Source organism: Streptomyces mauvecolor, from assembly GCF_039532965.1.
In the GTDB taxonomy this organism is placed as follows: Bacteria; Actinomycetota; Actinomycetes; order Streptomycetales; family Streptomycetaceae; genus Streptomyces; species Streptomyces violascens.
Map to the genome: position 1 here is coordinate 60,299 of NZ_BAAASQ010000009.1, position 24,102 is coordinate 84,400.

Sequence of the window (24,102 nt, forward strand, 5' to 3'; positions counted from 1 at the left end):
GTAAGAAGTACGGGTTCCCGCTCATCCCTGTGCCCCCGTTCGCCGCACTGTGAAGTGCCTACGCGATACCCGGGCCCGGCCGGTGCTACTCCGGGGGCCCGGGCGGCAGCTCGGGCCCGGTGTCGTACGGCCGGCCGGTGAGGTAGCGCACCAGCTTCTCGGCTCCCTCGCCGGTGAGCGGGTCGACCGTGTAGTAGGTGGTGGTGCGGCCGCCGAGGTAGTCCGGCAGGTCGTCGAGGGAGCAGGCGGGCAGGACGACCCGCAGGATGCGGCGGTACCAGTCGCCGGTGCGGTCGTAGATCTCCTTGCGGATGAGCCGCGCCTCCCAGGCGACGCCCGCTCCGGTCCCGGGCTGCTCGGTGCCCTCGGAGCGGCGCTTGTAGGCGGGCGAGGCGATCGCCAGGACGAAGTCGGCGGCCCGGTACTGCCGGTCCGTCCACAGGGCCCAGTCCTGGGGCTCCTCGCTCGCCGGAAGGTCGAGCCGCGCGTCGATGCCCAGGGTGCGCAGCAGCCGCCACAGCATGCGCACCCGGTCGATGTGGGCGCCGCCGTCGTCCTCGTGGGCGTACGAGATGAACACGCGCGGGGCGGCCCGCAGGCCGAACAGGGAGCAGATCACGGCCGGTGTCGGCGGCTCGCCGGGCCGCAGCCGTGGCGGCGGGGCATCGGAGGGGCGGGCGCGTTCCAGGAGGCCGGCCAGTTCCTCGCGGCTGAGGGCGTCGAGCAGCTCGGTCACACGCTGGTCCCGCACCGCGCGGCTCGCCTTCTCCGCCGGGGTACCGCCAGGGAACGGCGCCAGGACGTCGGCGGCGCGGGGCCCGGGCAGCACGGCCGTCAGCACCTCGGCGAAGCGGGTGTCCGGGGCCCAGCGCTCGCCCTCGCGCTGCGCCGGCCCGTGCCCGGACAGCGCCTCGCGGGTGGCGTCCCGGCCCTGCTCGAACGAGTCGTGCAGCGTCCGATCGGCCTGCGGGGGTCCGGGCGGCACATCAAGTCCCATGGTTTCGGCGACAGTTGAGGGACTGGTGAGCGCGATGACGCGCGGGTCACTCATATGGGGGTGGACCACGGCGCCGACCGCGTCGTGGTAGTCCCGCAGGGCCGCGTCCAGCTCGGTGGCCAGCTCCAGGTTCTTCGCCAGATGGGCGATCCCGGCCTGCCGGGCGATCTGGTCCCGGGCGTTCTGCTCGACCTCCGACTGGAACGCGGCGCGCATGGTCTCCAGGGCGTCGGCGATGTCCTGTGCGAGCTCGGCGCGGCTCGTGGGTACGGTCGCCATCCGGTGCGCGTCGTCGCGGACCGCCCGTACGACGGCGTCCCGCTGCCGGAGCCAGGAGGCGAGCCGTCGGCGCGTGTCCTCGGCGAACCGGTCCGGATCGGCGGTGAGGTCACGGACGGCGGCGGCGAGCCGGGGGCGCGTGCCGAGGAACTCCCGCAGCGCGTCGTCGTCGCGGCGGCCGCCGGTGAACAGGCAGTCGCGCAGGAGGACGGAGGGCGCCCCCCTCGACAGCCAGACGGGGGCGGCCTGTTGCGCCCGGCTCACCCTGTTGGTCAGGTGCCGGCGCAGGCTCGCGGTGGCCGCCGTCCAGGCGGGTGCCGTGGGGGAGGTGCCGTAGTGATCGGCGAGGCGGGCGAGGGCGTGGTCGGCGGTCCGCCCGGCGTCCGCGAGGAGCGCGCATGCGCCGAGCGCGGCGCAGAAGGCCTCGTGGTCGCGGCGGTCTCCCCGCGAAGACTCCGGTCCGCACAACTCCTCCCATGCGGACCGGAATTGGGAGAAGGCCGGCCACCGGGTGGCGGCCACGTCGAACCGTCGCCACCAGTGGAACAGCTCTTGATCGGGAGTAGGCGGCCAGGGCCCGTCGAACAGCGCGGCGGCCTCCCTCGCCTTCTCCCGCGAGGAATCCGAGAGCCCCGGATGCTTCTTGCGGGCGAGCGCCGTCAGAAGACCCGCCAGGCGCTTCGGCTCCGACGTCTCCCGGAGGCGGTCGGCGATCCCGGCCAGATGTGCCGCCCGTTCCTCGCGCGCGGTGACTTCGCGGACGCGGTCCAGGAGCCCGTACACCTCGCGGTTGAACGTGCGCGGGATCCGGTTGTTCCGGGTCAGCGGCTCCACCTCGCGCAGGGCCGCGTCCGGGTCCGTGCGGGCGATCCGGGAGGACTCCGCGAGGAGGCTCAACTGGAGCCAGTCGTCGCGGCGTTGGACGGGCCACCGCCTGATCAGCGACAGAGAGGTGCGGGCCTTCCAGGAGAGCTCGTGGATCCGCTGCTCGACCGAGGACCAGTGGGCCAGGGCCTGCTGGTTGGTCTCGTAGTAGGCGTCCACCCATGCGCGGACGCGCTCGTAGACCGCGGACGCGGACAGGTCTCCGAACGGCAGGACGTGGTACTGCGGAGCGCCGAGGTCGGTGAACATCAGCAGACAGGGCACATGGCGGCCGATGCCGAGGGTCTGGGCGAACCGGGCGGCCTCGTCGGTGCCCGGGATCGACCGGTCGATGAGCCCGTCCGTGTCGTGCAGATGGGAGTGGACGTGCCGGGCGCCGGTGAAGGGGTCGAACGCCCCCGGGCGCAGCTCCCGCCAGCCCGCCCCCTCCCAGTCGAGTGGCCGGCGGCCCCGGGGCATCCGGCCCAGGCCCGCCTGCAGCAGGTCGAGGAAGGACCGTGCCGAGCGCCTGCCGGCGCCGCGGTCGTATGCGAAGTGAAAGGTCTCCTGCTCCGAGAGGCCGGAGAAGAAGGCGAAACGCACGCGGTGCGCCGTCTTCGCGCTGAGCTCCACGCCGTAGCGCAGCAGGAAGTCCCGGGTCACCTCGCCGCTGTCGCCGAGCAGCAGAATCGTCCAGCCGAAGCCGTCGCCGAGGGAGCTGTTCCGGTCGTCGAGGCGGAAGGCGTAGCGGTACATCTCCTCTGCCGAGCGGGCGCGAAATCCCATGGCGCCACTGTAGGTTGACGCCCTCCGGGGAGGTGGGCCCTTGCGTGGGTCCGCCCCGCACCGAGGGTGCGAACAAATAGCTGGCGCCGCGCGCCGCGCATGTCTAGAGTCGAACCTGTTCGAGTGACGACCGAGGGTTGTCGCCGGTGAAGTGACCTGGTTGGGGAGGTGTGAACGATGGCTGTCGTTGCGAAGGGCGCTGCCCGCATCCCGAAGTTCATCCAACGCATCCCCGTGGCCGCCGGCTGACCCACCTCTTCCTCCACGCCCGAGCGCGTGGCGCCGGGGCCGCCCTTCGAAGGGTTCCCCTTGTCTTCCTCGTTCCGCACTTCTCTCGACAACTCCGCGTTCGGCAACGCCGAGTTCAACGACCCCACGTTCAACACCTCCGCCTCGTCGCGCCCGCTCGCCGCGTACGGCTGGGACGAAGCCTGGGCGGCCGAGTTCGCCCCGTACGTCGAACAGGGCCTGGTGCCCGGCCGGGTCGTCCGGGTCGACCGCGGCCAGTGCGACGTGGTGACCGCCGACGGCACCCTGCGCGCCGACACCGCGTTCGTCACCCCGCACGACCCGATGCGGGTCATCTGCACCGGCGACTGGGCCGCCGTCGAGCCGGTGGGCGACCCCCGGTTCGTCCGTACGTATCTGCCGCGCCGGACCGCGTTCGTGCGCAGCACCTCCTCCAACCGGTCCGAGGCACAGATCCTCGCGGCCAATGTCGATCACGCGATCATCGCGGTGTCGCTCGCCGTAGAGCTCGACCTCGGCCGCATCGAGCGCTTCCTGGCACTGGCCTGGGAGTCGGGCGCACAGCCGCTCGTCGTGCTCACCAAGGCCGACCTGGTTCCCGACCCGGTCGGGCTCTCCTACCTCGTCCAGGACGTGGAGACCACCGCGCCCGGCGTGCAGGTGCTGCCGGTCAGCGCGACCACCGGCGAGGGCGTCGAGATCCTCGCGGCCGTCGTCGCGGGCGGTACGAGCGTGCTGCTCGGGCAGTCCGGCGCGGGCAAGTCCACGCTGGCCAACGCGCTGCTCGGCGAGGAGGTGATGGCGGTGCAGGCGGCCCGTGAGGTCGACGGCAAGGGCCGTCACACCACGACCACCCGCAACCTGCTGGTGCTGCCGGGAGGCGGCGTGCTCATCGACACGCCCGGGCTGCGGGGCGTCGGTCTGTACGACGCGGAGTCCGGCGTCGGCCAGGTCTTCGCCGAGATCGAGGAGCTGGCCGCGGACTGCCGCTTCCACGACTGCGCGCACCAGGCGGAGCCGGGGTGCGCGGTGCTGGCCGCCATCGAGGACGGCTCGCTCGCGGAACGCCGCCTGGACAGCTACCGCAAGCTTCTGCGGGAGAACCAGCGCATTGTGGCGAAGACGGATGCGCGGCTCCGGGCGGAGATCCGGCGGGACTGGAAGGCGAAGGGCGCGGAGGGCCGGGCGAACATGGAGGCCAAGCGGGGCCGCCTCCGCTGACCGGCGGGGGGCTCCGCCCTGGGGCCCCCACCCCGCCCCTTCCCTAGACCCTCCGGGGGTGTGACTGGGCTGAGGTCCGTTCCCGGGGGTTCCGCCCCCGGACCCCCGCTCCTCAAACGCCAGAGGGGCTATGTGCGCACCGTCTTCGGCTGCGGGCCGTGGGTGGTGCTCGCGCAGTTCCCCGCGCCCCTGGCAGGGTGCGGTGCTGGTCGGGCTGGCATCTTCAGCCTGTCATGGGGGCCCCTGGCCCTTGAGGCCTTGGGGGAGTTCGAGGACGAGCGCCCTTCAGGCGCGGAACGGGGTCTGGGGCGGAGCCCCAGGAATCGCTCTCAGCACCTCCATACCCCCGGAGGGTCTCGGGAAGGGGCGGGGTGGGGGCTCGACGGGGTCTGGGGCGGAGTCCCGGGGCGCCGTGACCTCCCCGTCCGAAATCCGCCAGCCGCCCCGCAGGGGACCCCGCACACTGGTAGGCGTGATGGACGAGGACACGCGGTACGAAGCCGTCAGCAGCAGGGACGCCCGGTTCGACGGGGAGTTCTTCTTCGCGGTGGCGACCACCGGCATCTACTGCCGCCCGAGCTGCCCCGCGGTCACCCCGAGACGCAAGAACGTCCGGTTCTTCCCCAGCGCCGCCGCCGCCCAGGGCCACGGCTTCCGGGCCTGCCGCCGCTGCCGCCCGGACGCCGTGCCCGGCTCCGCCGAGTGGAACGCGCGGGCCGACGTCGTGGGCCGGGCCATGCGCATGATCGGGGACGGCGTGGTGGACCGCGAGGGCGTGCCCGGGCTCGCGACCCGGCTCGGCTACAGCACCCGTCAGGTGCAGCGCCAGCTCACCGCGGAAGTGGGCGCGGGCCCGGTCGCCCTGGCCAGGGCGCAGCGCGCCCACTCGGCCAGGGTGCTGCTCCAGACCACCTCGCTGCCGGTCACCGAGATCGCCTTCGCCTCCGGCTTCGCGAGCGTGCGCCAGTTCAACGACACGATCCGGCAGATCTACGCCCGCACCCCCAGCGGCCTGCGCGAGGAGGCCGGCACCCGGGCCACCAGGCCCGGCGTCACGGCGGCCGCCGGAATCCCGTTGCGGCTCGCCTACCGAGGCCCGTACGCGACCAAGGAGACCTTCGATCTGCTGGCGGACCAAGCCGTTGCGTGCGTCGAGGAGGTCATCGGCGAGGCCGGTGCCCGCACCTACCGCCGCACCCTGCGGCTGCCCCACGGCACCGCCGTCGTGGCCGTCGACGAGGCCGCCCCCGCGCACACCGCGGCCCGCCAGGGCTGGCTGGATGCCCGGATCCACCTCACCGACCTGCGCGATCTCACCACTGCCGTGCAGCGCCTGCGCCGCCTTTTCGACCTGGACGCCGACCCGTACGCCGTCGACGAGCGGCTCGGAGCCGATGCCCGGCTCGCCCCGCTCGTCGCGCGCACCCCGGGCCTGCGCTCGCCGGGCGCCGCCGATCCCGACGAGTGCGCCGTGCGGGCGCTGGTGGGGCGGGAAGCCGCGGCCGCGCTCGTCGAGACGTACGGCAAGCGGCTCGACGTGCCCTGCGGCGCGCTCACCCATCTGTTCCCCGAGCCCGCGGTGCTCGCCGGGCACCCCGATCCCCGGCTCGCCGCACTGGCCGCCGCGCTCGCCGACGCCACCCTGCGCCTGGACGCCGGTGCCGACCGCGACGAGGCCGCGCGCGTCCTGCGCACGCTGCCCGGCATGGAGGAGGAGACCGTCGCCGCGATCCGGACGCGGGCGCTCGGAGACCCGGACGTGGGGGCGGAAGCGGGGGAGGACGCCTGGCGGCCCTGGCGTTCCTACGCCCACCGCCACCTCCACGTCGAAGCAGACAGGGGGAAGTAACCCGACGGGCGGGGCCCGGCCACTTCTGGGAACGTCGAAGGCATGATCCGTCTCGCCCGCCTGCCCCTGGACCGCTGGTCGGCGCTGCTGCCGCTGCTCGCCGTCGTGCTGCTCGCGCTGACCTGGGGGCGCTCCCTGCCCTCCTGGCTCGTGGCCCTTGTCGCGTGCTTCCTGGCGGGCGCGGTGCTCGCCGCGGTGCACCACGCGGAGGTGGTCGCGCACCGGGTGGGCGAACCGTTCGGATCGCTGGTGCTGGCGGTCGCGGTGACGGTCATCGAGGTGGCGCTCATCGTCACTCTGATGTCGGACGGCGGCGACAAGAGCGCCTCGCTCGCCCGCGACACCGTCTTCGCCGCCGTGATGATCACCTGCAACGGCATCGTCGGCCTGTGCCTGCTGGTCGGCGCCCTGCGCCGCAGATACGCCGTCTTCAACGCCGAGGGCACCGTCACCGCCTTCGCGACGGTCACCACCCTCGCGGGCCTCAGCCTCGCCCTGCCGACCTTCACCACCAGCAAGCCGGGCCCCGAGTTCTCGCCCGCCCAGCTGATCTTCGCCGCGATCGCCTCGGTCTTCCTGTACGGGCTCTTCGTGGCCACCCAGACCGTGCGCCACCGCGACTACTTCCTGCCGGTGACCCAGCAGGGCGAGGTCATGCGGGACGACGCCCACGCCAACCCGCCCTCCGCGCGCACCGCCTGGACCAGCGTCGCCCTGCTCGGCGTCGCGCTCGTCGCGGTGGTGGGGCTGGCCAAGGGGGTCTCGCCCACGATCGAGCGGGGGGTCGCCGCGGCCGGCCTTCCCGCCTCGGTCGTCGGCGTCGTGATCGCGCTGCTCGTGCTGCTTCCCGAGACCATCGCCGCGGTGCGGGCGGCCCGCCGCGACCGCGTGCAGACCAGCCTCAACCTGGCGCTCGGCTCGGCCATGGCCAGCATCGGCCTCACCATTCCGGCCGTCGCGCTCGCGACGATCTGGCTGTCCGGGCCGCTGGTGCTCGGCCTCGGCGCGAGCCACATGGTGCTGCTCGCGCTGACCGTCGCCGTCGGCATCCTGACCGTTCTGCCGGGCCGCGCCACGCTGATGCAGGGGGGTGTGCACCTGTCGCTGTTCGCCGCCTACATCGTGCTCGCGGTCAGCCCATGAGAAGGGGTCTGTTCCGTATACGTTCCCGGCCGATCAGGCGGTGTATTTGAGCCACCGGCGTTACGTCCATGTTGACGGACCGCCTTCCGAGGAACACGATCGAGAGGTAGGTAGTTGCTCAATACATCTGATTCGGTCGGCGGCACGTCCCCCCTTCGGCCGGACAGGCCAAGCAGGAGGCACCATGTGTGGCATCACCGGCTGGATCTCCTTCGACCGTGAACTGCGCGCCGAGCGGGACACCCTGAACGCGATGACCGAAACGATGGAATGCCGCGGTCCCGACGACCGCGGCGTCTGGGCCAACGGGCCGGCCGCTCTCGGCCACCGCAGGCTCGCCATCATCGACCTTCCGGGCGGGCGCCAGCCCATGACCGTCGAAGCGGACGGCAAGACCGTCGCCCTCGTCTACTCGGGCGAGGCCTACAACTTCACCGAGCTGAGGGCCGAACTCGCCGCCCGCGGGCACCGGTTCACCACCGACTCCGACACCGAGGTCGTCCTGCACGGCTACCTCGAATGGGGCGAGTCCGTCGCCGAACGCCTCAACGGCATGTACGCATTCGCGATCTGGGACGAGCGCGTCCAGCGCCTCGTCATGATCCGCGACCGGATGGGCATCAAGCCCTTCTACTACTACGAGACCGCCGACGGCGTGCTCTTCGGCTCCGAGCCCAAGGCGATCCTCGCCAACCCACTGGCCGGCCGCTCGGTCTCGCTCGACGGCCTGCGCGAGCTGTTCACCTTCGTCAAGACGCCCGGCCACGCCGTGTGGGACGGCATGAAGGAGGTCGAGCCCGGCACCGTCGTCACCCTGGACCGCGGCGGTCTGCGCACGCACACCTACTGGTCCCTCGAGACCCGCCCGCACGAGGACGACCGGGAGACGAGCATCGCCCACGTCCGCGAGCTGCTCGACGACATCGTCCGGCGCCAGCTCGTCGCCGACGTGCCGCGCTGCATGCTGCTCTCCGGCGGTCTCGACTCCTCCGCGCTGACCGCGCTCGCCGCCCGCCAGCTCGGCGAAGTCGGCCAGCAGGTGCGCAGCTTCGCCGTCGACTTCGTCGGCCAGACCGAGAACTTCGTCGCCGACGAACTCCGTGCCACCCCCGACACCCCCTACGTCCACGACGTGGCCCGCGGCTCCGGCACGATCCACCAGGACATCGTCCTGGACGCCCAGTCGCTCGCCGACCCCGAGGTGCGCGCCAAGGTCATCCGGGCCCGCGACATCCCCATGGGCTTCGGCGACATGGACACCTCGCTGTACCTGCTGTTCAAGTCGATCCGCGAACACTCCACGGTCGCCCTGTCCGGCGAGTCCGCGGACGAGGTCTTCGGCGGCTACAAGCAGTTCTTCGACGAGGCGGCCCGCAACGCCGACACCTTCCCCTGGCTCGTCAGGTTCGCCGAGCAGTTCGGCGACGACTCCGGCCTGCTGCGCCCCGACCTCTCGGCCGCGCTGAACGTCCCCGCCTACATCAAGGACTCCTACGACACCGCCGTGGCCGGCATCCAGCGCCTGGACGGCGAGAGCGACTTCGAGTACCGGATGCGCAAGATCTGCCACCTCCACCTGACCCGCTTCGTGCGCGTCCTGCTCGACCGCAAGGACCGCGCGAGCATGGCCGTCGGGCTCGAAGTGCGGGTGCCGTTCTGCGACCACCGGCTCGTCGAGTACGTATACAACGCGCCCTGGTCGGTGAAGTCCTTCGACGGCCGTGAGAAGAGCCTGCTGCGCGAGGCCGCCAAGGACGTCATCCCGCAGTCCGTGTACGACCGGGTCAAGAGCCCTTACCCGTCCACGCAGGACCCGAAGTACGCGATCGCCCTCCAGGGCCACGCCAAGGACCTGCTCGCCCAGCCCTCCCACCCGGTCTTCGACCTCATCGACCGGGACGGTCTGCGCCGGGCGGCCGAGGCCGGCGCGCCGCAGATCCACCAGGCATCGCGCCGCGGCCTGGAGCGCACGCTCGACCTGGCGATCTGGCTCGACCTGTACAAGCCGGAGCTGAAGACGGCGTAGGCCGCCCCTAGTCGAGACCCCAGCTGTGGATCTTGTGCGGGTGGATGCGGATGAGCTCCTCACTGAAGTGCGGGCCCAGCTCGTGGGCTCCGGTGAGGAGTTCGGCCACTCCGCGGATCTTGACCCCGCGCACCTTCCACGGCCGCACGCTCACGACGTCGTCGACCACCAGGGCCGCCTTCGGGTTGCCCTGGAGGTTGCGCCACTTCTTGGTCGTGCCGAGGGCGTACCCGCCGATGAGGATCGTCCCGTCGTCCTGCGGGAAGAACCCGACGGGGTTGGCCTGCGGCTGGCCCTTCGCGTCCACGGTGGCGAGCCGGCCGAGGCGCTGGCTCTTCAGGTACGCGCGTTCGGCCTCGCTGAATCCGGTCATGCGGCCACCCTCACACGCGTGGCCGGGCCACGTCATCGGGCTGTGGACCCAGGTCTTGGGGCGGGCGATCAGCCCCAGATCACCGCGCCCAGCCACGCCCCGACCACGAGCAGGCAGGCGAAGAGCTCGGCCATCACCGAGTAGCCGCCCGCGCGAAGGACCGTACGGGCCGAGGCCCAGCCGTCCCCGCGGCTGCCGAGACGCACCCGTTCCGCGCCGTAGAGCCCGCCGACGAACCCGGCGATCCCGCCCACCACGGGCAGCACGAAGAACCCCGCGACGGCGGTCGCGCCCGCGACGAGGACCGACCTCCTGGCCACTCCGGCCGCTTTGAAGCGGCGCGGCGGCAGGAACGGCCTGACGGCCTGGTTCAGCAGGAGTACGCCGGTGGCCCCGGCCAGGACGCCCCAGGCGACCCCGGTGATGTCGTCGAGTGCCCACCACGCGACGGCGGCCCACACGATCGCCTGCCCGGGGACGCCCGGGACGAGGACGCCGCACAGGCCGATCAGCATCACCGCCCCGACCGTGAGGAGCTGCCACACGCCCATCTGCCAAGGGTGCAGGAAACCGCCCGCTCCCGCAGTCCCGGGCCCCTCGCAGCAGCGCTCAGCGGGCCACCCAGCCCCGCTCGTACGCGTGCCAGCCCAGCTGGAGGCGGGTCGTGACCCCGGTGAGCTCCATCAGGCCCTTGACCCGGCGCTGCACGGTCCGCAGGCCGAGCTCCAGCTGCTTGGCGGCGCTGGCGTCCGTCATCCCGGCGAGCAGCAGCGACAGGATCTCCAGGTCGGTCGCGTCCGGGCCCCTCGCCTCCTCGACGATGCCGCGGCCCCCGCCGCCGAGCCGCAGCGGCAGCGCGTCCTTCCACACCGCCTCGAAGAGGCCCATGAGCGATTCGAGCAGCCCGCTCGCGTGCACCACGAGCGCGGCCGGCTCGGCGCCCCGGCCGGTCAGCGGCACCATCGCGAGGCTGCGGTCCGCGACGACGAGCTTGGTCGGCACCCGGTCCACCGTCCGCACCTGCTCGTCGCGGCCGAGCGCCGCGGACAGCTCGACGATCCCGGCGGGCAGCGAGAGCACCTCGCGCTCGATCACCACCCGGTAGGCGACCCCGCGGATCGCGGCCCGCTCCTCGGACTCGTTGTCCATCCCGGTGACCGCGACCGGCTTGCCCGTCACCAGGGCGCACACCTCCTCGGCCGCGCCCAGCTGCAGCTGGTGGAAGCGGTGGGCGACCGCGCTCGCGCCGGTCACCACCTCGACGAGGTCGTGCACGGCCGGCTCGGCGGCCTCGGCCCGGTACTCCGTGGCGAGCAGCGCCGCCGCCAGCTCGGCCTGGTCCAGCTCGTGGCGCTGCTGGGTCAGCAGCGCGCCGAGCGCGACGCCGGGCGGGGCCGCCACCCAGCGGCCGGTGCGCGCCGAGGACTGGGCGGCCAGGCCCTGGCGCTCCAGGCGGCGCAGCGCGCGCTCGGTCTCGTTCTCGGGCAGCGCGAGCCGGTGCGCGAGGTCACTCACCTCGGCCGCGCCGACCGCGACCAGGGCGCGGTACGCCGACTCCTGCGTCTCGTCGAGACCTATCGCTCCCAGCACCACGGACCGCCTCCCTCACCTGCGCGGTGGCGGGAAACCGCCCCGGCGCAAACCCGCCTCACAACATCATCCCCGTATCTCCCTCCGCTCTGCCAATGTCGAGCCACCGCAGCACCAACAGCCTCCGGGTACAGGGGATTTGCGCTCCATGGGCGCGGTGTCTTTTGTTCCGGATTCACCTGGGGAGAGCGATGCGCCCGATATCGCGTACGGCTCTGGGGGTGGCGACCGCCGCCGCCCTCGCCGTCACCGCGGTGGCGCCGTCCGCGGCAGCGCCGCGAACCGCCGTCACAGCAGAAACCGCCAAGAGACCGCTCGTCGGCAGCGCCGCGAGCAGCACGGGGGCACCGGCCACCGTCACCCTCGTCACCGGCGACAAGGTCGTGGTGAGCAGGGACGGCACCGGCACGCCCACCGGCGTCACCGCCCTGCCGCGCGAGGACGGCTCCGTACCCCTCCTCCAGACGCGGCGATCGGGCAAGGAGCTGTACGTGTACCCCGACGACGCGGCTCAGGCGCTCGCCGCCGGGAAGGTCGACGACGAGCTGTTCAACGTCTCCGGGCTCATCCGCCAGGGCTACGACGACGCGCACACCAAGACGATTCCGCTCATCGCGGTGTACGACACCGCCGTGGCGAGGTCGGCTCCGCCCGTGCCGCGCGGCGCGAAGGCCGGGCTGAGCCTGCCCGCCGTCAACGGCATGGCGCTGACCGCGGACAAGGCGAGGGCGAGCCAGTTGTGGACTGACGTATCCGACTCCCGTACGCGATCGGCCACTTCGGGAATCAGGAAGCTGTGGCTCGACCGGAAGGTGACGGCCTCCCTGGACCGGTCGGCGAAGCAGATACGCGCCGATCTCGCCTGGGCCGCCGGATACGACGGCAAGGGCACCAAGGTCGCCGTCCTCGACACCGGTGTGGACGCCGAACACCCTGATCTCCTGGGCCGCATCGCCGCCTCCAAGAACTTCACCGACTCGCCCGACACCGAGGACCGCCAGGGCCACGGCACCCACACCACGTCCACGGTCGGCGGTTCGGGCGCGGCCAGCGACGGCAAGAAGAAGGGCATCGCTCCCGGCACCGACCTCCTGGTGGGCAAGGTCCTCAATGACTCCGGATCCGGCGACAGTTCGTGGATCATCGCCGGAATGCAGTGGGCCGTCGACAACAAGGCCGACGTCGTCTCGATGTCGCTCGGCAGCCCCGAACCGACCGACTGCACCGACCCGATGAGCACGGCGGCACAGCGGCTGGCCACCGAGGCGACCCACACCCTGTTCGTCGTCGCGGCCGGCAACTCCGGGCCGAGCCTGAACACCGTGTCCTCGCCCGGCTGCGCGCCCGGCGTCCTGACCGTCGGCGCCGTCGACCGCGACGACACCACCGCGAGCTTCTCCAGCCGCGGCCCGGCCCCCTTCACGCACACCCTGAAGCCGGAGATCACCGCCCCGGGCGTCGGCATATCGGCCGCCAACGCGGGCGGCCGCGGCGTCTACGCGTACCAGACGATGTCCGGCACCTCGATGGCCACCCCGCACGTCGCGGGCGCCGCCGCCATCGTCAAGCAGCGCCACCCCGAGTGGACCGCGCAGCAGATCAAGGCCGCGCTCGTCTCGTCCGCCAACAGCGGCATTCCCGGGGACGTGCGCGAGACCGGCGGCGGGCGCCTCGACGTCAAGGCCGCCATCGACGAGACGGTCCTCGGCGCGCCCGCCGTGCAGGCCGGCAGCTTCGACTGGCCGCAGGACAAGAGCGACCGCACCACCGTCGACGTGCCCTACACCAACGTCTCCGACCAGCCCGTGAAGCTCGACCTCAAGGTCGCGGGGGTCACCGGCAACGACGGATCGGCCGTCAACTCGCCTGTGGTAAAGCTGAGTTCCGGCTCCGTCACCGTCCCGGCCGGCGCCACCGTCAAGGTGCCGCTCGCCGTCGACCCGACCGCCCGCCTCAAGGCCGCCCAGTACGGCGACGTCACCGGCCGCGTGCTCGCCACGTCCCACGGCGTCAAGGTGTCCACCCCGTTCTCGCTGTACGTCGAGCCCGAGACGGTCACCCTGCGCGTCAAGCTCGTCGACCGCCAGGGCAAGCCCGCCGCGGGCCCCTCGTCCCTCGACGTCATCGGCACCGACACCGCGACCGGCGAGCGCCGCTTCAACGAGGGCGCCGCCGACCAGGTCTACCGGCTGCGCCCCGGCGCCTACTTCGTGTCCTCGTTCGTCGCCTCGGCCGACCCGGGAGACGCGACCGGCGCGAACATCGGCTCGGTCAGCTACCTCGGCCGCCCGCAGCTCGACCTGAAGAAGGACACCACCCTCGTCCTCGACGCCCGCCAGGCGCACCGGCTCTCGGTCAAGACGGATCGGCCGAGTGAAGTCCGCACCACCACCCTCGACTTCGCCCGCTCCTGGGGCGGCCAGTGGCTGCACTCGGGCTCGATCACCGGCTCCCGGCTGATCAAGGACTACTTCGCGGACGTCCAGGGCAGCGCCCGTACCGGCGACTTCGAGTTCGGCAGCTACTGGCGCGCGTACGCCCCGCAGTTCACCACGCTCGCCGCGGCCGGCGGGCCCGAGCTGCACCCGCTCACCGCGAGCATCGGCTCCGACAACCTCGACGGCACCGGCGAGGCCGCGCTCGTCGACGCAGGTCACGGCACTCCGGACGAGCTCAAGGCGGCCGGGGTGAACGGAAGGATCGCCTTCGTCGCGGTGCCGGACGCCGGCGCCTCCGTCGCGACGCTGGGCAAGGACGCCAAGGCCGCGGGAGCCAAGGCGCTCGTCGTGCACCGCCCCTCGGCCGGCCGCTGGCTGCCCACGTACGGCTTCGCGGGCGGACCGCTGCCGACCCTCGCCGTCGAGGCGACCGAGGCCAGGGCGCTCGCCGACCGGCTCTCCACCGGCCCGGTGACGCTGCGCTGGAAGGCCACCGCCAAGAGCGGCTACGTCTACAACCTGGGCTTCCAGGAGGACGGCGGCTTCGGCTCCGACCGCACCTACCGGGTGCGCGACGGACAGCTCGGCCGCAACGTGTCCATGTACCACTCGATGGGCGTACCGGCCGACTTCGTCGACGGCGTCGCCGCCTACCGGCCCAGCGGCGCGGGCCCGGTCGGCGTCTCCGGCATCGACCTGGTGGCCGTCCCCTCCACCCGCACCGAGTACTACACGGCGGGCGGCACCGCCTGGGACCACTTCGTCTCGTCCAGCTTCCCCTTCGGCGAGTTCATGCTGTCCCCGGCCAAGGCCTACAAGCCGGGCAAGCAGACCGAGGAGAGCTGGTACGACGGGGTAGTCGGCCCCGACGCCGGACGCGACCCCGCGGGCAAGCCGCTGCTCGCCGCCGAGCGCCAGGGCAACCTGATCGGCTTCGCGCCCGGCATGTGGGCCGACTCCGAACACAGCGCCCAGCCGGGCTCGTTCGGCGACATCGGCTCGCTGCTGCTTCGCCGCAACGGCCAGGACTACGACAGCAGCGGCTGGCCGTCGGGGGTGTTCACCGTCCCCGCGGACGACGCGGCGTACGAGCTCATCAGCGACAACCAGAAGATCGGCCCTTCCGGCGCGGTGTGGAAGCGCTCGCAGGAGGTCACCACGAGCTGGAAGTTCCGCTCGCACCTCGACGGACAGGCCTACTCGCAGGGGATCCCTCTGCTGTTCCCGCACTACGACGTCCCCGAGGACGGCCTCAAGACGGTCCCGGCGGCCGACGGCCAGAAGATCGGCCTCACCGTCACCGGGCACGCCGGCTACACCCCGGCCGCCCTGGTCTCGGCCAAGCTGTCGTACTCCTACGACGGCGGCACCACCTGGACCGAGGCCAAGTCCACCCAGCAGGGCGGCAGTTGGAAGGCGACCGTGAACCACGCGGGCGCCGCCGCCAAGAACGTGACCCTGAAGGCCGAACTGACCGACGCCAACGGCAATTCGGTCACCCAGACCGTGGTGAACGCCTACGCAGTGCGTTAGCCACGCAGCCGGTCCGCCGGGTGTCCCTCCCGTGGGGGGTGGGGTCGCCCGGCGGGCTTCGGCTTTCCATGCCCCGCTCGTCCGTTGCGGACATTTTCCCGTTGCCCCGTTTTCGTATGCCTCGGACGGTGGACAATAAGGGCATGAGCCAGCAGGGGGAGAGGCCGACCCGGGACGACGACTGGTGGAACCGGCTGTACGACGAGTCGGCCCCGGACACCGGCCCCGACGGTTCGCGCGACAGCCTCGACGACCGCTTCGACTCGGCGTCCGGGACGGTGAGTTCGGACCTGACGGGTCCGGGAGCGGCGCACTCGGAGCCGCTGCGATCTCCGGGTGAGGCGGGTTCGGAGGCGGCGGATTTATCCCCGGCGGCTTCGGACGTACCGGGTGCCGACCCGGAGGGTTCGCATCGGGCACGCCGCGCCGCCCCGCCCGCAACCGCCCCGCAGGACGCACCCGGCGCCGCGCCGCGCCCCCGGGCGCCCTGGGAGCCGCCCGAAACCCTGCCCGGGCCGCGCAAACCCGCCGCCTGGTGGGAGTCCGTCCCGGCGGCCCCGCCGCCACCGACGGCCCCGGCCCCGCTGCCCGATCTGCCACCGGGGTGGACGGAGGGCGCCCCGCCGGATCCGGCCGAGGCGGCGCACCCCGCCGAGGAGAGGCGCCCGGCGCCCCTCACCGCGCCGCCCGACCCGCCCCGTGCCGCCGCCACCCACGAGCCGCGCGCCCCGCAGGGCCTCCGCACCCCCACCGTGGAAACCCCGGCCCCGCCCGCAGTCGCCCCCGACGAGCAGTTCGGCCCGCCCCGGACCGCGCCGCCCGAGCAGTTCGCTCCGATGCCCCGGCCCCGTACCGGCCATGTGGGTGACGGTCCGCCCACCTACGACGCCGAACCCACCGCGCTGCCCGCCGCCCGGCCGGACGAGCTCGACGACCTCGTCGCCGACACCGTCCTCGACGGGGCCCGCTACGGCGCGTACGTCCTGCGGGCCTCCTCCTCGCGCGGGGACTCCGCGCGCTACCGGGGCGAGCCGCGCCGCGAAGCCCTGCTCACCGCCCGCTTCGGCACCGGCGAGAACGCCCTGGTCCTGGTCGCCGTGGCGAGCGGCGTGCGGACCAGCGAGCGGGCCCACCTCGCGGCCGCCGACGCCTGCCACTGGATCGGCGGCGCCATCGGCCGCAGCCACGTCCGCCTGGCCGAGGACATAAGGGCGGGCCGGCGCGGCGACCTCAAGTCGGGCCTTCACCGGCTCACCGACCGCAGCTACGGCATGCTGCGGGCCCGCGCCGCCGAGCTCGGCGCCGAGCCCGAGGAGTACACCGCGAGCCTGCGCTGTCTGCTGCTCTCCGCCGACCCCGCCTGCCGCACCCGGGTGTTCTTCGGCATCGGCCACGGCGGCCTGTTCCGGCTGCGCGGCGGCGTCTGGCAGGACATCGAGCCCGCCGTGCCCGACGCGGGTGCCGTCTACGGCGAGCCCGTGGTCGGCTTCGGCTCGGCCCCCGCCGAGACCCCGCAGGGCGACCGCCTCACCATGGACCTGAACACCGTCGAGCCCGCCCGCCCCTACATCGATCCGCCCGCGCCGCCGGGCGAACCGTTCCGCTTCCGGGCCTCGGTGGCCCGTCCGGGCGACACCCTCCTGCTGTGCAGCGGGGGCCTGGCCGAACCCCTGCTCGGCGAGGCCGCCCTCGCCGGGGAACTCGCCGAGCGCTGGGCCCGCCCCGAGCCGCCGGGGCTCGCCGCCTTCCTCGCCGACGTGACGCTGAGGGTGAAGGGCTACGCCGACGACCGTACGGCTGTCGCGGTCTGGGAGGCGTAACCGCACAGGCCGTGGGTTGATGGACGCATGGCCAAGCAGAATGTTGCAGAGCAGTTCGTCGACATCCTCACCCGCGCGGGCGTGAAGCGGCTGTACGGAGTCGTCGGCGACAGTCTGAACCCCGTCGTCGACGCCATCCGCCGCAACGCGGCCATCGACTGGATCCAGGTCAGGCACGAGGAGGTCGCCGCGTTCGCGGCCGGCGCCGAGGCCCAGCTCACCGGGAAGCTGGCCGCCTGCGCCGGCTCGTGCGGCCCCGGCAACCTCCACCTCATCAACGGCCTGTACGACGCGCACCGCTCGATGGCCCCCGTCCTGGCCCTGGCCTCGCACATCCCGTCCTCCGAGATCGGCCTCGGCTACTTCCAGGAGACCCACCCCGACCAGCTGTTCCGCGAGTGCTCCCACTACAGCGAGCTGATCTCCAACCCGCAGCAGATGCCCCGCGTGCTCCAGACCGCGATCCAGCACGCCATCGGCCGCGGCGGCGTCAGCGTCCTCGCGCTGCCCGGCGACATCGCCTCCGAGCAGGCGCCCGACAAGGCGATCGACCACGCCCTCGTCACCTCGCTGCCCTCGGTGCGGCCCGGCGACAGCGAGATCGACAAGCTCGCCGACCTGATCGACACGGCGAAGCGCGTCACCCTGTTCTGCGGCAGCGGCACCGCAGGGGCGCACGCGGAGGTCATGGAGTTCGCCGAGCGGGTCAAGTCGCCCGTCGGGCACGCGCTGCGCGGCAAGGAGTGGATCCAGTACGACAACCCGTACGACGTCGGCATGAGCGGCCTGCTCGGCTACGGCGCAGCCTACGAGGCGACCCACGAGTGCGACCTGCTGATCCTGCTCGGCACCGACTTCCCGTACAACGCCTTCCTGCCCGACGACGTCAAGATCGTCCAGGTGGACGTACGCCCCGAACACCTGGGCCGCCGCTCGAAGCTGGACCTCGCGGTGTGGGGCGACGTGAAGGAGACGCTGCGCTGTCTGATCCCGCGCGTACAGGCCAAGAGCGACCGCCGGTTCCTCGACAAGATGCTGAAGAAGCACGCGGACGCGCTGGAGGGCGTCGTCAAGGCGTACACCCGCAAGGTGGAGAAGCACGTCCCGATCCACCCCGAGTACGTCGCCTCCGTGCTGGACGAACTCGCCGACGACGATGCCGTGTTCACCGTCGACACCGGCATGTGCAACGTATGGGCGGCCCGCTACATCTCGCCCAACGGCAGGCGCCGGATCATCGGTTCGTTCAGCCACGGCTCGATGGCCAACGCACTGCCGCAGGCCATCGGCGCCCAGTTCATCGACCGGAACCGTCAGGTGATCTCGATGTCCGGCGACGGCGGGTTCTCCATGCTGATGGGGGACTTCCTGACCCTGGTCCAGTACGAACTGCCGGTGAAAATCGTGCTGTTCAACAACTCCTCGCTCGGCATGGTCGAGCTGGAGATGCTGGTCGCCGGGTTGCCCTCGTACGGGACGACCAACCGCAACCCCGACTTCGCGGCGATCGCCCGGGCGGCCGGGGCGTACGGAGTGCGGGTGGAGAAGCCCAAGCAGCTCGCGGGTGCGCTCAAGGACGCCTTCAAGCACAGGGGCCCGGCCCTGGTCGACATCGTCACCGACCCCAACGCGCTGTCCATCCCGCCGAAGATCAGCGCCGAGATGGTGTCGGGCTTCGCGCTCTCCGCCAGCAAGATCGTCCTGGACGGCGGGGTGGGCCGCATGCTCCAGATGGCCCGCTCCAACCTCCGCAACGTGCCCAGGCCTTGAAGGAACGGGGCGCCGACAGCAAGGAACACCACTCCTTCACCGTGCTCCTCAGAACCGGCCCGCTCCTTCCGTGCGTCCCCGCCTTCACCCGGTCCGTACCAACGGCTAGTCTCAACCGGGTCACGCCGATGACCAGGCGAGAAGGGCCGGGGGAGTCACACCATCATGAGCGGTACCAACGGGGACGGAAACGGCGAGAAGGACGACTACCTGGAGGGGGGCATCAAACCGCTCGCAGCGAGCGATCCGGTGCGCATCGGGCCGTATCTGCTCCTCGGGCGGCTCGGTGCCGGCGGCATGGGGCGGGTGTTCCTTGCCCGTTCGGACAGCGGGCGCACCGTCGCCGTGAAGGTCGTGCACGAGGAGCACGTGTCCGACGAGCAGTTCAGGGCGCGGTTCCGGCGGGAGATCGAGGCGGCGCGCAAGGTCGGGGAGCGGTACACGGCGCCGGTGCTCGACGCGGGTCCGGGCGACGAGCCGCCGTGGGTCGCGACGGGGTACGTGCCCGGGCTCTCGCTCGAACAGATCGTGCGGCGCCACGGTCCGCTGCCGGCCGAGTCCCTGCACGCCCTCGCCGAGGAACTCCTCAAGGCGCTCCGGGACATCCACGGCGCGGGCATCGTGCACCGCGACCTGAAGCCGTCCAACGTGATGCTCACCGTGGACGGTACTAAGGTCATCGACTTCGGGATCGCGCGCGCCCTCGAGACGTCCGTGGAGTCGCTCCTCACCAGTACGGGGATGGCGGTCGGCTCTCCCGGTTTCATGTCGCCGGAGCAGGTGCGGGGCCAGAGCGCCGGGGTCAAGAGCGATGTGTTCACCCTCGGATGCGTGCTGACGTATGCGGCGACCGGGCAGCTGCCGTTCGGGCACGGGGCCAGCAACCAGCACGCCGTGATGTTCCAGATCGTGGAGGGCGAACCCGATCTGACGGGCGTCGAGGACGACTCGCTGCGGGCCCTGATATCCCGGTGTCTGGCGAAGGACATCGACGAACGCCCCGGCGTGGACGAGCTGTTGGCGGACCCCGAGCGGACGCGTCCGCGCTCCGCGCGCGGCGCCTGGCTGCCGGCCCGCGTCGTCGCCCGCCTGGCCCAGCAGTCCGCGCGGCTGCTCGACGCCGAGGCGGAGCCGCTCCGGGAGGAGCCCGTGGACCGGGCGACCATCGGGCTGCGGGCACCGGCCGGGGACCCCGGGACCCCCGAGGCCGTCGTGGCGAGCCTCAGCGCCACCAAGCGGGAGCGCGAAGAGCGGCCCCGACGCCGCCGCAAGCTCATCGTGCTGCCCGTTGTCGCCGTGCTCACCGTCGGCGGCGGCACGATCGCCGTGCTCCAGCCCTTCGCGAGCGACGCCGGCGGCAAGGCGCAGGCCAAGCCCCCGGCCAGCAGCGCGAGCGCGAGCAGCGGCGCACAGGCGAGCGCCAGTGCCGCGCCCTCCGCGAGCAGTTCCCCCGGCGCTCCGAGCAGTCCCGCATCCCCGGGGGCGAGCGCTCCGGGCAGCGCGCCCCCGAAGGGCCCGGACGCCAAGCCCGGTGAGGGGCCGAACGCCCCGTCCAACGGCGGGAGTTCTGCGCAGCAGCCCGGCGGAGGAGGCGGCAGCCAGCCCGGCGGCGGGGGCGGCTCGACCAGAGGCGCCGGGGGTGGCGCCGGCGGCGGTACCGGCTCGTCGTCGGGGGCGGGGTCGGCAGGGGCGTCCGGATCTTCGGGCGCGTCCGGCTCCGGCGGCACATCCCAGGGGTCCCCGCCGCCCGACATGAAGGCGTACAAGCTCGAATACACCAACTCCTGCGTCGGCGCCTGCTCCATGCCGGTCGCGCTGAGCTGGCCGGCGGTCTCCGGAGCGACCCGGTACGACATCCACTACACCAACAAGGGCAGCAACTTCACGAAGAAGAGCGTCGACACCACCTATTCCACCGGCTCCCTCAACTACACGGTCACGGGCCCGTTCTCCGGCGACGAGATCTGTTTCGCGGTACGCGCAGCCAACAAGTACGGAGCGTCGGCCTGGGCGGAGACCTGGTGCGGCACCGTGCCCTACTAGGCAGGTGGCCGCTCCCGGTCTCCGCGCCGCAGCCGCAGCGTGACGATCTGGAACGGCCGCAGATCCAGGGCGATCCCCTCCGCCGAGAGCGGGGCCTCGCTCAGCGGCCGTTCCAGGAGATCGGTGAACTCGGCCCGCCCGCAGGCGAATCCGGGCCGCAGCACCGTCCGGGCCCGGTCGCCCGCCGACTCGTAGAGCCGCACCACCACATCACCGCCCCGGTCCTCCGCGAGCTTCACCGCCTCGACGGTCACCGCCGGGTGGTCCACGGTGACCAGCGGGGCGGCCTCGGCGCAGGGCACGACCCGCAGCGGCAGGTTCAGCGCGAGCCCCTCCGCGACGGCATCGGTCACCTCGGCCCCCGCAAGCAGCGCATACGTGAAGCGGTGCACATCGACATCGGTCGCCGGATCCGGGCTGTGCGGCGCCCGCAGCAACGTCAGGCGCACGGTCGTGCCGAGCCCGGCCTCGTGCGGCACCCGGGTGACGTCGTGCCCGTACGTCGAGTCGTTGAGCACGGCCACCCCGTACGACGGCTCGGCGACCCGCAGCCAGCGGTGCGCGCAGATCTCGAACCGGGCCGCGTCCCAGCCCGTGTTGACGTGCGTCGCGCGGTGCACATGCCCGAACTGGATCTCGGCGGTGGACCGTTCGGCGTGCACATCGAGCGGGAACGCCGCCTTGAGCACCTTCTCCGACTCGCGCCAGTCGACCTCGGTGACGATGTCGACGCGCGGGCTGCCGCAGGTGAGCCGGATCTCCTGGGTGATCCGCGAACTCCCGAAGCTCCGCACCACCCGCACAGCGGCCCGCAGCGGCCCCTCCTCGACGAGCTCGACCGATGCGGCGTCGGTGAGATCGGTGTGCCGACGCCGGTAGTGCCGGTCGATGTCCCAGGCGTCCCACTGATTGGGGTGATCGGGATGCAGCTGAAGGAGGTTGCCCCGGCTGCCCGGGGCGAGCACCTCCCGGTCGGCGACGAGGTCACGGACCGAGGTCAGCAGCCCCTCGCGGTCCACGGAGATCCGCACAACTCCGTTGTCCAGTACGAGAGTTGCCCCGTCCCGCACCACGCTCACCGGCGGCTCCGCAACGGCCGCCCGCGCCAGCGCCGTCGCCGCGAGCGGCGGGGTGTGGACGGCGAACAGCGCCCGGCCGCCGGGCAGCGGCTGGCCGTCCGGCGCGTCGTCGGCCGCCGTCTCGACCACCGCGCTGCGCGCGTACGGCGACGCGTTGAGCACGGCGGGCCGCCGTGCCTCGCCCAGCGCCGAGACCGCGCCCGCGACGACGGCCTCCAGCTCCGCGCGTACCCGCTCATACGTCTCGCGCGCCTCCCGGTGGACCCAGGCGATCGACGAGCCGGGCAGGATGTCGTGGAACTGATGAAGCAGCACCGTCTTCCACAACCGGTCGAGATCGTCGTACGGGACGCTGTAGTCGGGCGAGTGAAGGGCGGCGGCCGTCACCCACAGCTCCGCCTCGCGCAGCAGGTGTTCACTGCGCCGGTTGCCCTGCTTGGTCTTGGCCTGGGTCGTATACGTCGCCCGGTGCAGCTCCAGATACAGCTCGCCCGACCACACCGGCGCCCGCTCCCCGTACTCGGCGTGCGCGGCCTCGAAGAACGCCGACGGCCTCTCGACGGTGACCCGGGGCGAGCCCTCCAGATCGCGCAGCCGGCGCGCCTTCTCCAGCATCTCCCTGGTCGGGCCGCCTCCGCCGTCGCCCCAGCCGAACGGGACGAGGGAGCGCGTGGCGAGCCCCTTCTCGCTGAAGTTCCGCTCGGCGTGGGCGAGTTCGGACCCATGGAACTGGGAGTTGTAGGTGTCCACCGGCGGAAAGTGCGTGAAGACCCGGGTGCCGTCGATGCCCTCCCACCAGAACGTGTGGTGCGGCATCCTGTTGGTCTGGTTCCACGACAGCTTCTGCGTGAGGAACCACTTCACCCCGGCCAGCTTCGCGAGCTGCGGAAAGGCCGCGGTGTAGCCGAAGGAGTCGGGCAGCCAGATCTCCTCGGTCTCCACGCCGAGCTCCTCCAGGAAGAAGCGCTTGCCGTGCACGATCTGCCGGGCCAGCGCCTCCCCGCCCGGCATGTTGGCGTCCGACTCCACCCACATGGAACCCACCGGAGCCCAATTGCCCTGCTGGACAGCCTTTTTGATACGCCGCCAGATGTGCGGCTGGTGATCGCGGACCCAGGCGTACTGCTGGGCCTGGGAGCAGGCGAAGACCAGCTCGGGGTAGTCGGCGGCCAGCGCCGTCACATTGGCGAAGGTGCGCGCCGCCTTGCGGACCGTCTCGCGCAGTGGCCACAGCCACGCCGAGTCGATGTGCGCGTGGCCCGCCGCCGAGACGCGGTGGGCGCCGGGACCCGCCGGACGGGACAGCGCGTCGGCCAGCTCGGCACGCGCCGCCACCGCGGTGCCCGCCACATCGTGCAGGTCGAGCGCGTCCAGCATGCGTTCGAGCGCCCGCAGGATCTCGTGCCGGCGGGCCCGGTCGGCCGGCAGCTCCTGCATCAGCTCCGACAACACCTCCACATCCAGCACCAGGTGCCACACCTGGTCGTCGAGTACGGCGAGGTCGGCAGCCGCGAATCGGTAGATGGGCGCAGACCCGGCGGTCAGGATGTCTCCCAGTGGGGTCGGTTCGAAGTCGTGCAGCACCGCCGGATTCGCGGCGGCCTCCAGGAGCAGGGAGACCTGCTCCCCGCCCGCCGCAGGCGCTGCCACCGGGATATGCCGGTTGCGGGGATGAATGCCCTTGAGCGGGACGCCCGAGCTGTCGTACACCAGACCCTCCGCCTGGAAGCCCGGACCCGCTCCGGTGAAACCGGGGTCGATGACCGCCTCGACCCTGCGTCCCGCCCACGCCCCGGGCACCCGTCCTTCGATCCGGAACCAGCTCGTCGACCATGGCCGGCCCCACTCCGTACCGGCCTCGAACGGCTCGTATGCCCCCGTCAACGCCTCTGCGACGGGCACCGGTTCGCCCGGCGTGTGCCGGACGGCCAAGGTCATCGGCACCCGGGCGGCGTACTGCGCGGGACGCACGAACTGGCGCATGGCCCGTTCCAGGCGTCCCTCGACCAGCGATCGGTCATCATGCATCGCTTCTCCTCCAG

General features: G+C 72.4%; 13 protein-coding genes. 8 read left to right on the forward strand and 5 right to left on the reverse strand.

The genetic code is table 11. The annotated features are described in order from the left end of the window. Positions 1–85: 85 nt before the first annotated feature. Positions 86–2,926: an SEFIR domain-containing protein gene (locus ABD346_RS12700; protein ID WP_344374556.1), complete on the reverse strand. Its 2,841-nt coding sequence runs from the start codon at positions 2,924–2,926 to the stop codon at positions 86–88. A 309-nt stretch (positions 2,927–3,235) separates the two neighbouring features. Between ABD346_RS12700 and rsgA the strand changes: the two genes are divergently transcribed. The 4 genes from rsgA (at position 3,236) to asnB (ending at position 9,414) form a co-directional block, all read left to right on the forward strand. Beyond that, a complete protein-coding gene (rsgA, locus tag ABD346_RS12705) occupies positions 3,236–4,396 on the forward strand; it encodes a ribosome small subunit-dependent GTPase A (protein ID WP_344374558.1) in 1,161 nt (386 codons plus the stop codon). Between the two features lie 475 nt (positions 4,397–4,871). Next, the gene (locus ABD346_RS12710) at positions 4,872–6,245 is read left to right on the forward strand and encodes a bifunctional transcriptional activator/DNA repair enzyme AdaA (RefSeq protein WP_344375126.1); all 1,374 of its coding nucleotides are present in this window, start codon (positions 4,872–4,874) and stop codon (positions 6,243–6,245) included. A gap of 42 nt (positions 6,246–6,287) precedes the next feature. Continuing rightward, positions 6,288–7,388: a calcium:cation antiporter gene (locus ABD346_RS12715; RefSeq protein WP_344374559.1), complete on the forward strand. Its 1,101-nt coding sequence runs from the start codon at positions 6,288–6,290 to the stop codon at positions 7,386–7,388. Positions 7,389–7,572: 184 nt separating this feature from the next. Next, a complete protein-coding gene (asnB, locus tag ABD346_RS12720; RefSeq protein ID WP_344374561.1) occupies positions 7,573–9,414 on the forward strand; it encodes an asparagine synthase (glutamine-hydrolyzing) in 1,842 nt (613 codons plus the stop codon). Positions 9,415–9,421: 7 nt separating this feature from the next. On the opposite strand, the gene ABD346_RS12725 is transcribed toward asnB, so the two are convergent. The 3 genes from ABD346_RS12725 to ABD346_RS12735 form a co-directional block, all read right to left on the reverse strand. Further along, the gene (locus ABD346_RS12725) at positions 9,422–9,787 is read right to left on the reverse strand and encodes a PPOX class F420-dependent oxidoreductase (RefSeq protein ID WP_344374562.1); all 366 of its coding nucleotides are present in this window, start codon (positions 9,785–9,787) and stop codon (positions 9,422–9,424) included. Positions 9,788–9,855: 68 nt separating this feature from the next. Further along, complete coding sequence (locus tag ABD346_RS12730; protein WP_344374564.1) at positions 9,856–10,338, reverse strand: DUF456 domain-containing protein; 483 nt, start codon at positions 10,336–10,338, stop codon at positions 9,856–9,858. A 58-nt stretch (positions 10,339–10,396) separates the two neighbouring features. Further along, positions 10,397–11,377, reverse strand: a complete 981-nt coding sequence (locus ABD346_RS12735) for a helix-turn-helix domain-containing protein (protein WP_344375127.1) — start codon at positions 11,375–11,377, stop codon at positions 10,397–10,399. Positions 11,378–11,568: 191 nt separating this feature from the next. Here ABD346_RS12735 and ABD346_RS12740 point away from each other — a divergent pair, with 191 nt between their 5' ends. The 4 genes from ABD346_RS12740 to ABD346_RS12755 all read left to right on the forward strand — a co-directional run bounded on the left by ABD346_RS12740 (position 11,569) and on the right by ABD346_RS12755 (position 20,981). Beyond that, entirely contained in the window at positions 11,569–15,348 is a 3,780-nt protein-coding gene (locus tag ABD346_RS12740; protein ID WP_344374565.1) for a S8 family peptidase, read from the forward strand. A gap of 143 nt (positions 15,349–15,491) precedes the next feature. After that, positions 15,492–17,168 (forward strand): protein phosphatase 2C domain-containing protein, encoded by a 1,677-nt coding sequence (locus tag ABD346_RS12745; RefSeq protein ID WP_344374567.1) that lies wholly within the window; start codon positions 15,492–15,494, stop codon positions 17,166–17,168. A 27-nt stretch (positions 17,169–17,195) separates the two neighbouring features. Continuing rightward, positions 17,196–18,938 (forward strand): pyruvate dehydrogenase, encoded by a 1,743-nt coding sequence (locus ABD346_RS12750; RefSeq protein ID WP_344374568.1) that lies wholly within the window; start codon positions 17,196–17,198, stop codon positions 18,936–18,938. 165 nt (positions 18,939–19,103) lie between these two features. Next, positions 19,104–20,981 (forward strand): protein kinase domain-containing protein, encoded by a 1,878-nt coding sequence (locus tag ABD346_RS12755; protein ID WP_344374570.1) that lies wholly within the window; start codon positions 19,104–19,106, stop codon positions 20,979–20,981. Here ABD346_RS12755 and ABD346_RS12760 read toward each other — a convergent pair. Beyond that, complete coding sequence (locus ABD346_RS12760) at positions 20,978–24,088, reverse strand: alpha-mannosidase (protein WP_344374571.1); 3,111 nt, start codon at positions 24,086–24,088, stop codon at positions 20,978–20,980. The two genes, ABD346_RS12755 and ABD346_RS12760, sit on opposite strands and share 4 nt — an antisense overlap. Between the last annotated feature and the right edge of the window lie 14 nt (positions 24,089–24,102).